At 65.1% G+C, this 11721-nt stretch carries 11 protein-coding genes; 3 read left to right on the top strand and 8 right to left on the bottom strand.

The window, feature by feature from the left end; translation table 11 throughout:
* Positions 1 to 129 precede the first annotated feature (129 nt).
* The 7 genes from KW830_RS20030 to cyoA form a co-directional block, all read right to left on the bottom strand.
* Complete coding sequence (locus KW830_RS20030; protein WP_218334183.1) at positions 130 to 666, bottom strand: response regulator transcription factor; 537 nt, start codon at positions 664 to 666, stop codon at positions 130 to 132.
* Positions 635 to 1963 (bottom strand): ATP-binding protein, encoded by a 1329-nt coding sequence (locus KW830_RS20025; protein WP_227657834.1) that lies wholly within the window; start codon positions 1961 to 1963, stop codon positions 635 to 637. The genes KW830_RS20030 and KW830_RS20025 overlap by 32 nt, the downstream gene beginning before the upstream one ends.
* 177 nt (positions 1964 to 2140) lie before the next feature.
* A complete protein-coding gene (locus KW830_RS20020) occupies positions 2141 to 2938 on the bottom strand; it encodes an SURF1 family protein (protein ID WP_218334182.1) in 798 nt (265 codons plus the stop codon).
* Entirely contained in the window at positions 2938 to 3429 is a 492-nt protein-coding gene (cyoD, locus tag KW830_RS20015) for a cytochrome o ubiquinol oxidase subunit IV (RefSeq protein WP_218334181.1), read from the bottom strand. The genes KW830_RS20020 and cyoD overlap by 1 nt, the downstream gene beginning before the upstream one ends.
* Positions 3430 to 4062, bottom strand: a complete 633-nt coding sequence (cyoC, locus tag KW830_RS20010) for a cytochrome o ubiquinol oxidase subunit III (RefSeq protein ID WP_218334180.1) — start codon at positions 4060 to 4062, stop codon at positions 3430 to 3432. It lies immediately after the preceding gene.
* Positions 4055 to 6058, bottom strand: a complete 2004-nt coding sequence (gene cyoB / locus KW830_RS20005) for a cytochrome o ubiquinol oxidase subunit I (protein WP_115594617.1) — start codon at positions 6056 to 6058, stop codon at positions 4055 to 4057. The genes cyoC and cyoB overlap by 8 nt, the downstream gene beginning before the upstream one ends.
* A 61-nt stretch (positions 6059 to 6119) precedes the next feature.
* Positions 6120 to 7166: a ubiquinol oxidase subunit II gene (gene cyoA / locus KW830_RS20000; RefSeq protein ID WP_066541099.1), complete on the bottom strand. Its 1047-nt coding sequence runs from the start codon at positions 7164 to 7166 to the stop codon at positions 6120 to 6122.
* Between the two features lie 456 nt (positions 7167 to 7622).
* Between cyoA and KW830_RS19995 the strand changes: the two genes are divergently transcribed.
* Complete coding sequence (locus KW830_RS19995) at positions 7623 to 8972, top strand: MFS transporter (protein ID WP_066541101.1); 1350 nt, start codon at positions 7623 to 7625, stop codon at positions 8970 to 8972.
* A gap of 185 nt (positions 8973 to 9157) precedes the next feature.
* Positions 9158 to 9847 (top strand): lysoplasmalogenase, encoded by a 690-nt coding sequence (locus tag KW830_RS19990; RefSeq protein WP_218334179.1) that lies wholly within the window; start codon positions 9158 to 9160, stop codon positions 9845 to 9847.
* A gap of 62 nt (positions 9848 to 9909) precedes the next feature.
* Here KW830_RS19990 and ruvB read toward each other — a convergent pair whose 3' ends face one another.
* Positions 9910 to 10977, bottom strand: a complete 1068-nt coding sequence (gene ruvB, locus KW830_RS19985; RefSeq protein ID WP_066541105.1) for a Holliday junction branch migration DNA helicase RuvB — start codon at positions 10975 to 10977, stop codon at positions 9910 to 9912.
* A 159-nt stretch (positions 10978 to 11136) separates the two neighbouring features.
* Between ruvB and KW830_RS19980 the strand changes: the two genes are divergently transcribed.
* Positions 11137 to 11685 carry a peroxiredoxin gene (locus KW830_RS19980; protein WP_066541107.1) on the top strand — a complete coding sequence of 183 codons (549 nt, stop codon included), beginning with the start codon at positions 11137 to 11139 and terminating at the stop codon, positions 11683 to 11685.
* Positions 11686 to 11721: the final 36 nt, after the last annotated feature.

The raw sequence follows: 11721 nt of genomic DNA, 5'->3' as shown, positions 1-11721 counted from the left end.
GGCAGGGGGATTGTGCGGCAAACCGCCAACACCTCCCGGCGCGGGCCCGATCCACCCGGGCAGACCGGCATCGCCTCAACGGCGATCTGTGCTGTTGTGCTGTGCGCTGCGAAGCGCAGGCCAGCAGCCTCAGCTCACCCTGCGTTTTTCCAGCTTGCGGGCGAGGGTGCGGCGGTGCATGCCCAGCCGGCGTGCGGCTTCGGAGATGTTGAAATCCACCTCGGCCAGGGTCTCGTGGATATGCTCCCACTCCAGCGTCTTGATGCTGGTGGCCCGCGCCGTCAGCTCCACCTCGGCATCGCCTTCCAGGCGGCCGAACGCGGCTTCGATGTCGTCGGTATTGGACGGCTTGGCCAGGTAGTGGCAGGCACCCAGCTTCACGGCCTCGACGGCGGTGGCAATGCTGGCAAAGCCCGTCAGCACCACGATCAGCGCCTCGGGGTTGTGCTGGTGCAGCATCTGCACGCAGCTCAGGCCCGAGGCATTGCCCGCCAGCTTCAGGTCCATCACCGCATACTGCGGGCGGTGCACCTGCAGCAGCTCGGCCACCTCTTCCGCGCTGGAGGCCTGGATCACCTGGTAGCCGCGCCGCTCGAACGAGCGCGCCAGCGTACGGGCGAAGGCGGCATCGTCTTCAACCAGCAGCAATTGGCGTGGGGTGTCCATGGTCGTTCTCCAGAGTGATGGATGCCAGCGGCAGGCGGATGCGCACCTCGGCACCGCCGTGCATGCGGTTGCCGGCCTGCACGCTGCCGCCCAGGGAGCGCACCACGTTCACCACCAGGAACAGCCCGACGCCCCGGCCCGGACGGCCTTGCTTGGTGGACTGGTAGGGTTTGCCCAGGTTGGCCAGGATGGCCTCGGTGAAGCCGGGGCCCAGGTCGCGCACCACCAGTTCCAGCTGGTCGTCGCTGCGTTCCAGGTGCAGGTGCACCTCCTGCGGCGATGCCTCGAAAGCATTGTCCAGCACATTGCAAATCACCTGCTCCAGCGCGGTATCCGAGAGGATGGGCACATCGCGTTCGAGCTGGTGGGTGAAGAAGAATTTCTCGGGTTCGTGGTGCTGGCGCCAGCGCGCCACCAGTTGCTCCAGGAACTGCAGCAGCGTGGTCGATTCCAGCCCGGCCGCCCGCGTCTCGCCCGCCGACAGCAGCACGCCGTTGACGATGGCCTTGCAGCGCAGCAGTTGTTCCTGCATTTCGGCCAGATCGGCCATCATGTCGGCATCCTCGCGCACCTGGCGCATGTGCTGCCAGTCCCCCAGGATCACCGACATGGTGGCCAGCGGCGTGCCCAGCTCATGGGCCGCGCCGGTGGCCAGCAGGCCCATGCGCACAATGTGCTCTTCCTCGCTGGCGCGCTGGCGCATGTCGGCCAGGCGGCTGTCGCGCTGGCGCAGGTTGGACACCACCTGGGTGATGAACACCACCATCAGGATGGTGGTCAGCGCAAAGCAGATCAGCAGGCCCAGGGTGTACAGATTGGGCAGCCCCCCGCCCAGCACCACCGGCAGCGGCTGGTAGCAGAACGCCAGCGCCACCACACAGACGGCGGTGATGCCCACCATGGCCCAGGCGTACTGCGGGCGCAGCAACACCGTGCCCAGAATGACCTGCAGCAGGAACAGATAGATGAAGGGGTTGTTCACCCCCCCGCTCAGGTACAGCTGCAGCGCCAGGGCCACCACATCGGCCAGCAAGGCCCCGAACAGCACCCGGGGCGTGACGGTGGCCGGGCGCCACTGCAGCCACAGCATATAGCCCAGATTGGTCAGCGCCAGGGCCGAGACCACGGCCATCATCGGCAGCAGCGGCAGGGCAATGCCCATGCCCGAATGCACCAGCGAGATGGTGATGACCTGCCCCACCACGGCCAGCCAGCGCAGCTGGATCAGCAGGCGCAGGTTCTTGCGTTCCGTGTTGCGTTCAACGCGGGAGGAGGAAGGTTCGGCAGCAAACAGCACCCGATGATTGTGCCCAGGTGCGCCGCGCCCCGTTGTCCCTGCGCCGGGTGGGGGCGCTGTGCATACGGCTATTGCGCCAGTACCTCAAAAAGAAGCGCTGCCTGTGCCCTTGGCACCACCCCTGCCGTTGGGAATCCCCTCGGCAGGACGGTAGAAAGCCGCAGGCAGCCCACGTTCTTACGCAGCGGCGTCCTCGCGCGCGCGGCGCTCATGGCGCACCACCAGCCAGGCGGCCAGCAGCACCATCAGCGCCAGGCCGTACCAGGTCAGCGCGTACACCGCGTGGGTGTTGCTGAACTGGATCACCGTCATGCCGGGGCGGGGCCACTGGTTCTCGGCCACGGCTTGGCCGGGCAGGCCCTGGTCGATGAAGAACGGCGCGGCCTGCGCCAACCCCTTGGCAGCGGCAATGGCCGCCACATCGCGCGAATGCCAGCGGTCTTCGGCCGCAGCGTTCTCGCGCATGAAGCCGCCCTTGGGCTCGCTCAGGCGCAGCAGGCCGGTCACGGCCACCGTCTCGGCGGCGGCACCGGCGGTACCGGGGGCAGCGGCCGCAATGCGGTCGGCAAACGCCTTGCGCTCTGCGGTCGGCACGAAACCGCGGTTCACCAGCACCTGGGAGCCATCGGCCTGCTGCAGCGGCGTCAGCAGCCAGAAGCCGGCACCGAGCTCGCTCACGGCCTGGGTCAGCACGCTGCGCCCTTCCAGCCACTGGCCTTGCGCGGACACCGGCAGGTATTCGTGGGTTTCCTTGCTGACCCGGGGCCAGTCGGCCGGTGACGGCACGGCCACCGGCTGGGCATGTACGCGCTGGTCGATGCGCTCGATGAGATCGAGCTTCCATGCGCGCCGCTGCACCTGCCACGTCCCCAGGCTGAGGAAGGAAATAAAAAGGGCGATGCCCGCTAACGCGAGCACCGCCTTCGTGAAGGTGGAGCGGGTGCGCTTGCGCGCCCCCGAAGTTTCAACCGTCATTAGTTGCTGCCATGGGCACCATGGGCAGGCTGCTCGGCAGGAGCCGGTGCAGCCGCTTCGCTTGCGGCAGGCGCTTGCACCGCAGGCGCAGCCGTTTCCGCCGCGGCGGGCTGGCTGACTGCCGGAGCGCTCTCGTGCGTCGGCATCATGTGGGCGTTCATCTGGTACATCACCCACAGCGTACCGGCCACGGCGATGGCCAGGAAGACCGCGGTGAAGACGGTGGACAGCATGGTCCAGCCACCCTGGATCTTGCCGTTCATGTGCAGGAAGTACACCATGTGCACCACCACCTGAACGATGGCAAAGGCACCCAGCACCACCAGACCGGTGGCGCGATCCTCGATGGCACCGCTCATCACCAGGTAGAACGGAATCACCGTCAGGATCACCGCCAGGATGAAGCCCTTGACGTAGTCACCCATGGTGACGTGCAGATCATCGTGGTCATGATGGTCGCCATGACCGGCGTGAAGGTCGTGTGCGCTCATTTACAGCACCCCCATCAGATACACAAAGGTGAACACACCGATCCAGACGACGTCCAAGAAGTGCCAGAACATCGACAGGCAGTTGATGCGACGCACATTGGCTTCGATCAGGCCGTGCTTGCTGATCTGGATCATCAGCGTGACCAGCCAGATCAGGCCGAAGGTCACGTGCAGGCCGTGGGTGCCCACCAGCGTGAAGAACGACGACAGGAAGGCGCTGCGCTGGGGCGTGGCACCTTGGTGGATCAGGTGGTGGAACTCATAGAGTTCCACGCCCAGGAAGCACAGACCCAGCACGCCGGTGATGGCCAGCCAGGTCAGCGTGCCGCTGACGTTCTTCTTTTGCTTTTGCAGCATGGCAAAGCCGAAGGTGATGGACGACAGCAGCAGGAAGGCCGTGTTGATGGCCACCAGCGACAGGTCGAACAGTTCCTTGCCCGTGGGGCCGGCGGCATAGTTGCGACCCAGCACGCCAAAGGTGGCGAACAGGGCAGCGAAGATGAGACAGTCGCTCATCAGGTAGAGCCAGAAGCCCAGCGAGGTGCCGTTCTCTGGATGGGGCTCGTGCGCGAGGTGGTATTCCCGCGGAGCCAGGGCGCCTGCGGCGCCTGCGTTATGACGGATATCAGACATGGCGAGCGAGCTGCAGAGTGCGGGCTTCTTCCGTGGCGACCACTTCGGCGGCCGGGATGTAGAAGTCACGCTTGTAGTTGAAGGTATGGATGATCGAAGCCACGATCACGGCTGCGAACGACACGCCTGCCAGCCACCAGATGTGCCAGATCAGCGCAAAGCCCAATACCAGCGACAGGCCCGAGATCACCACGCCGGCGCCGGTGTTGGCGGGCATGTGGATGGGCTGGAAGCCCGTCAGCGGACGTTGGTAGCTGTGCTTCTTCATGTCCCACCAGGCATCGATGTCGTGCACCACGGGAGTGAAGGCAAAGTTGTACTGGGGAGGGGGCGAGGAAGTGGCCCACTCCAGCGTACGGCCACCCCATGGGTCGCCGGACTCGTCACGCAGCTGGTCGCGCTTGAAGAAGCTGACGACGAGCTGGATCAGGAAGCAGCCGATACCGGCGGCGATCATGGCGGCGCCCAGCGCAGCGATGATGAACCAGATCTGCAGCGACGGATCTTCAAAGTGGTTGGCACGGCGGGTCACACCCATCAGGCCCAGGATGTACAGGGGCGTGAAGGCCACCCAGAAGCCCACCAGCCACAGCCAGAACGAGCACTTGCCCCAGAACACATCCAGCTTGTAGCCGAAGGCTTTGGGATACCAGTAGTTGATGGCGGCGAACACGGCAAACACCACGCCGCCGATGATCACGTTGTGGAAGTGCGCGATCAGGAACAGCGAGTTGTGCAGCACGAAGTCGGCCGGAGGCACTGCCAGCAGCACGCCGGTCATGCCGCCGATGGCGAAGGTGCACATGAAGGCCACGGTCCACATCATGGGCAGATCAAACTTGATGCGGCCCTTGTACATGGTGAACAGCCAGTTGAAGATCTTGGCGCCCGTCGGGATCGAGATGATCATCGTCGTGATACCGAAGAACGTGTTCACGCTGGCGCCCGAACCCATGGTGAAGAAGTGGTGCAGCCACACCAGGTAGGACAGGATGGTGATACACACCGTCGCGTACACCATGGAGGTGTAACCGAACAGACGCTTCTTGCTGAAGGTGGCCACGATTTCCGAGAACACGCCGAAAGCCGGCAGCACCAGGATGTACACCTCAGGGTGACCCCAGATCCAGATCAGGTTCACGTACAACATGGCGTTGCCACCGAAGTCGTTCGAGAAGAAGTGGGTACCCAGGTAACGGTCCAGCGACATCAGCACCAGGGCCGCGGTCAGCATGGGGAAGGACGCCACGATCAGGGCGTTGGTGCACAGCGAGGTCCAGACGAAGACGGGCATCTTCATCAGGTTCATGCCGGGGGCGCGCATCTTGATGATGGTGACGATCAGGTTGATACCCGACAGCGTCGTACCCACACCGGCAATCTGCAATGCCCAGATGTAGTAATCCAGACCGGTGCTTCCGCTCTGGTTGCCCAGATTGGACAGTGCCAGCCAGCCCGAGGTGGAGAACTCGCCCAGGAACAGGGAGATCATCACCAGCACGGCACCGGCCGTGGTCATCCAGAAGCTGAAGTTGTTCAGGAACGGGAAGGACACGTCACGCGCACCGATTTGCAGCGGCACCAGATAGTTCATCAGGCCGGTCACAAAAGGCATGGCCACGAAGAAGATCATGATCACGCCGTGGGCGGTGAAGATCTGGTCGTAGTGGTGCGGAGGCAGGTAGCCCAGGTTGTCGCCGAAGGCCATGGCCTGCTGCAGACGCATCATGGCCGCGTCGGCAAAGCCGCGCAGGAACATGACCAGACCCAGGATCATGTACATGATGCCGATCTTCTTGTGGTCGATCGAGCAGATCCAGTCGCGCCACAGAGGGCCCCAGAGGCGGAACTTGGTCAGTGCCGCCATCATCACCAGGCCACCCAGGACCACGGCGATGAAAGTCCATAACACGATGGGCTCATGCGCCATCGGTACGGCGTCCCAGCTGATCCGCCCGATGAGCGGATCGTTGGGCAAGGTTGTATTTCCAGACATATCGAGTCTCTTGCTAAGTGGCGGCCCCGCTCGCAGGCGCAGGCCAGACCGCCGTCAATGCTTACTGCTGTGCCACAGCACCCGGTTGATCGCGTTGGTCCAGGAGGGCCACCACGCGGTCAGCGTTCTGGACCGTGCACACGTCCTGGGGCAGGTTCAGACCTGCGGCCTTCATGTAGGCTTCGCCGCCGGCAGCGTCGATGGCCATCATGTGGTGCATGCACATCTTTCCGTCTTCCACGCAACGGTTCAGCACCTTGCTGTAGAGGCCGTCTTCCACGCTGGAGAAGCGCTTCACGGGATCCCGCTCGCTGGGCTTGGCCAGGTCGAGGTAGGCGTCACGGGTCAGGGGCTGGCCTTCGGCCTTGGCCTTGGCAACCCAGGCGTCGAAGCCTTCGTTGCTCAGACCGTGGAACTTGAAGGTCATGCCGGCAAAACCGGCACCGCTGTAGTGCGATGCCAAGCCGTGGAACACGCCTTCCTTGTTGATCACCGCATTCAGCTGGGTTTCCATGCCGGGCATGGCATAGATCATGCCGGCCAGGTCAGGCACATAGAACGCATTCATGGTGGAGGTGGCGGTCAGCTTGAAGCGGATCGGGCGATCCACCGGTGCAGCCAGCTCGTTCACCGTGGCGATGCCTTGCTCGGGCAGGAAGAACAGCCACTTCCAGTCCATGGCCACCACTTCCACTTCCAGGGGCTTGATTTCGGGCGCCAAGGCCTTAGTTTCAGACACACGGTCCAGCGGACGGTAGGGGTCGAGCTTGTGGGTGCTGATCCAGGTCAGCGCGCCCAGGGCGATGATGATGATGAGCGGAACGCTCCAGATCACCAGCTCCAGGGCCGTGGAATGGTGCCATTCGGGATCGTATTCGGCTTCGGTGTTCGACTGGCGATACTTCCAGGCGAACAACAGCGTCAACAGAATCACCGGCACGATGATGATCAACATCAGCAGGGTGGCAGTCACCACCAGCTGGCCCTGCTGGGCTGCGATGTCACCTGCGGGATTGAGTACGACGGCCTTGCTGCAACCAGTCAGACTGGCTATCAAGGCGGCCGCCGCGAGCCACGCGGGCCCACGGATTTCCTTGGATTGAAACATGCTATAGACGCAAAAAGACACGCACAGACGGATGTCGGCGCGGATTACAAGACGTTGCGAATTTACTTCGATCAAGGTTTTTTGCGATTGGACATTTTGTCCACCGCAGCCCTGCGCTGGGTCATTGCAAGGCCGAAGCACATCAGTTAGGCGTTTTATGCCCCTCGCGGCAAAAAGTCCTTAACTCTTTGTTTCCACGGCATTTTTTTCTGCTTGAACGGCACGGGTTAACGCTTACACACTAACCCCAGGACGCGCCTTACCCTCCGCCGGGGCAGCGCACTTTGGCCACTAACCCTGCTGACAGCCGGGTCTTGACCGCCCTCCAGCTGCCGCCCGTCGCCACTTGATGGCCGTCAAGATCGGGAACTTCCCCTAAAAAGCCGTTTATCCGATTGCGAGCCCCTGCCCAAGGGCGTAGAAGGGAGGCACACCAACCTCATAGGAGTGTGTTTCATGAGTGGCCTCGCTTATCCGAACATCGCACCTGCTGGCGGTTTCCATGGCTCGGAAGACCTGTCCGACGCCGACACGCACGAAGAGGCTTCTCCCGGCGAAATCGCTGCCGGCGTCATCATCGGCCGATCGTCCGAGTATTTCGACTTCTTCGTCTTCGGCATTGCCTGCGTGCTGGTGTTCCCGCACGTGTTCTTCCCCCACTACACCCTGCTCAACGGCATGCTGGCGTCGTTTGCCGTGTTCTCGCTGGCCTTCATCGCCCGCCCCATCGGCACCGCCATCTCCATGGTCATCCAGCAGCGCTGGGGCCGTGCCACCAAGCTGACCATCTCGCTGTTCCTGCTGGGAACCGCCACGGTGGGCATGGCACTGCTGCCCGGCTATGTTGACCTGGGCCGCTATGCCATCGCCTTGCTGGTGCTGTTCCGCATCCTGCAGGGGCTGGCCCTGGGCGGCTCCTGGGATGGCCTGCCGTCGCTGCTGGCACTGAGCGCCCCACCCGAAAAGCGCGGCTGGTATTCCATGATCGGCCAGCTGGGCGCCCCGTTGGGCTTTGTGGTGGCAGCGGCACTGTTTGCCTACCTCTACAAGGCGCTGAGCCACGAAGAGTTTGTGGAATGGGGCTGGCGCTACCCCTTCTGCGTGGCCTTCGCGATCAACGTGGTCGCCCTGTTCGCACGCCTGCGGCTGGTGGTGGGCCAGTCCTACACCCGCCTGCTGGAAAAGCTGGAACTGGAGCCCGTACCCACCTTCGAGCTGACGCGCAGCGGTGAAGGCCGCAACGTGCTGATCGGCGCCCTGGCGGCCCTGGCCAGCTTTGCTCTGTTCCACCTGGTCACGGTGTTCCCGCTGTCCTGGATGACCATGTTCGGCGAAGACAGCGTCACCAGCATCCTCTGGACCCAGGTGCTGGGCGGCCTGCTGGCCGGCCTGGGGATTCTGGTGTCGGGCAAGCTGGCCGACCGCTTTGGCCGCCGCAACACCCTGGGCACCATGGCGGTGCTGATCGGTCTGTTCAGCTTTGCTGCCCCCTTCCTGCTGGATGGCGGCAGCGCCGGACAGAACACCTTCATCCTGGTGGGCTTTGTGCTGCTGGGCCTGTCCTACGGCCAGTCCTCCGGCACCGTGACGGCCAATTTCTCCCGCCGCCTGCGCTATGTGGGCGCAGCCTACTCGTCCGATCTGGCCTGGCTGCTGGGCGCCGCCTTTGCGCCGCTGGTGGCGCTGGGCCTGTCCTCGCGCTTCGGCCCGGTGGCCGTGGGCCTGTACCTGCTGTCCGGCGCCATCTGCACACTGGCGGCCCTGGGCATCAACCGCGCCATCGAAGCGCGGGGCAGCGACAGCTGAAGGCGACCGCGCCACACACAGGCTGCTTCGGCAGCCTTTTTCATGCCCGCGCCCACCGAGAGCGGACCGAGCGAGCTGTGCGGACTGCCGGCACGCGTTGCAGCGGCGCACCACGGGGAAAGCACCCCATGCCGCCCCCGCCGTTGCGCGGCACACTGCGGCCAATGCCACTTGCCTTGCCCACCATGCGCACCATCTTCATGCCCCCTGGCCGCATCCATGTCTGGCAATGGGTTCTGCTGGCGGTGGGGGCTGGCGCCATGCTCACGGCCCAGGCCGGCTGGGTGGAGCTGCACCGGTTGTTCAAGCCGCTGGCCATGGTGGCGGCGCTGCTGGCGGTCTGTGCCCCGCGTTTTGCCCCGCGCAGCGCCCGGCGGCTGCGGGCGCGCCACTGGCTGCTGGCGGCCCTGGCCTTCAGCCTGGCGGGGGATGTCTGCCTGATGCTGGACGGGCTGTTCATCCCCGGTCTGGTGGCGTTCCTGTGCGCCCATGTCTGCTACATCCGGCTGTTTGCGCTGGATGCCCCCTGGCTGCCGCGGCGCACCCCGCTGGCGGCCTGCCTGCTGCTGGCCGCCGGGGTCTACAGCATGCTGTGGGACCATCTGCCCGCGGAACTGCGCCTGCCCGTGGCCGCCTATGTGCTGGTGATCGCGCTGATGGCCGCGCAGGCCGTGGGCCGAGCCCTGGTGCGCGCCAGCCGCGCGGCGCGCTGCGTGGCCTATGGGGCGCTGCTGTTCATGCTCAGCGACACGCTGCTGGCCGTCGACCGCTTTGTGCACCCGCTGGCCTGGGCGGGGCTGGGGGTGCTGGGCACCTACTACGCCGCCCAGTGGCTGATCGTGCACGGCATGCTGCAAACCAGCCAGCAGGCCTGAGGCACCGGCCGGCACCGCCGCCGAGGGCGCCCAGTGCAGCCCCCTCGAGCGCCCGCCAGCACTCAGTCGCCGAACAAGCCGCCCGCCACCGACGGCGGCTGCACCAGGCCCAGATGGGCGTAGGCCGCCTTGGTGGCAATGCGCCCGCGTGGCGTGCGCTGCAGATAGCCTTGCTGGATCAGATAGGGCTCGATCACGTCCTCGATGGTGCCGGCATCCTCGCCGATGCTGGCGGCAATGTTGTCCACCCCTACCGGGCCACCATCAAAGCGGTGCACCACGGCTTCCAGCAGCTTGCGGTCCATCACGTCAAAGCCGCGTGGGTCCACATCCAGCATGGACAGCGCCTTGCGCGCCATGTCCTGGGTGATGCTGCCGTCGCCCTTGACCTCGGCATAGTCACGCACCCGGCGCAGCAGGCGGTTGGCGATACGCGGCGTGCCGCGTGAGCGGTTGGCGATCTCCTGTGCCCCCGGCACATCAATGGGCGCGCCCAGCAGACCGGCGCTGCGGGTGACGATGCGCGCCAGCTCCTCCGGCGTATAGAACTCCAGCCGCGCCACGATGCCGAAGCGGTCCCGCAGCGGGTTGGTCAGCATGCCGGCCCGCGTGGTCGCGCCCACCAGCGTGAAGGGCTGCAGGTCCAGCTTGATGCTGCGCGCCGCCGGGCCTTCACCGATCATGATGTCGATCTGGTAGTCCTCCAGTGCCGGGTAGAGAATTTCTTCCACCACGGGGCTGAGCCGGTGGATTTCGTCGATGAACAGCACATCGTTGGCTTCAAGGTTGGTCAGCAGGGCCGCCAGGTCCTTGGGCTTTTCCAGCACCGGACCGCTGGTCTGGCGCAGGTTCACCCCCAGCTCCGCCGCAATGATGTGGGACAGCGTGGTCTTGCCCAGGCCGGGCGGTCCGAACAACAGCACGTGGTCGAGTGCCTCGCCGCGCTTGCGGGCCGCGCCGATGAAGATTTCCAGCTGCTCGCGCGCCTTTTGCTGGCCCACGTACTCCTCGAGCATCTTGGGGCGCAGGGCGCGCTCCAGCTGCTCCTCGCTCTTGGAAACAGCACCCGCCGACACCATGCGCGGCGCAGGCTCCGATGCCGGGCCCAGATCTTCAACAACAATGGTCATGATAGGGATTGTGCCGTGTCTGCACCACCCTGCGCCGCCGTGGCGGGATTGGGTCACTGCATGGCCCTGCCGCCCTGCAGGGCGTGCGGTCTGCGCTATGCCAGCGTGGCCGGCCGTGGCATGCTGGCAGCCCCTTTGCACTCTTTTTCAGGAACTGCCATGACCTTTCCCCGCGTGCTGAAGACGGCGGCCGCACTGGCCTTGCTGTGCGCCGCCCAGGCCCAGGCGGCCCTCCAGGTGGGCGACGCCGCGCCCGCATTCACCACGCCCGCAGCCGTGGCAGGCAAGCCTTTTACGTTCGACCTGGCTGCCACGCTGAAAAAAGGCCCGGTGGTGCTGTACTTCTTCCCCAAGGCCTTCACCCAGGGCTGCACGCTGGAGGCCCATGCCTTTGCCGAGGCCACGCCCCGGTTCGCCGCGCTGGGAGCCACCGTGGTGGGCATGTCGCACGACGACATCGCCACGCTGCAGCGCTTCTCCACCGAAGCCTGCCGCGACCAGTTTGCCGTGGCCTCCGATCCCCAGGCCCAGACCATCCGGGCCTACGACGCCGCAGCCGCCGCGAACCCGGCGCGTGCCGACCGCATCTCCTACGTGATCGGCCAGGACGGCAAGGTGAAGTTCGTGCACATCGGCTCCGACCCCGAGGCCCATGTGGCGCAGACCCGGGCCGCAGTCGAAAAGCTGCAGGCCGCAGCCCGCAAATAAGCCCAGCCGCCCCTCGGCGCTCCCGCCACGGCGGGC

Source organism: Comamonas sp. CMM03, assembly GCF_019218715.1.
In the GTDB taxonomy this organism is placed as follows: domain Bacteria; phylum Pseudomonadota; class Gammaproteobacteria; order Burkholderiales; family Burkholderiaceae_C; genus Comamonas; species Comamonas terrigena.
The sequence above is the reverse complement of the archived record's forward strand: the minus strand, read 5'-3'. Positions and strand labels throughout refer to the sequence as shown.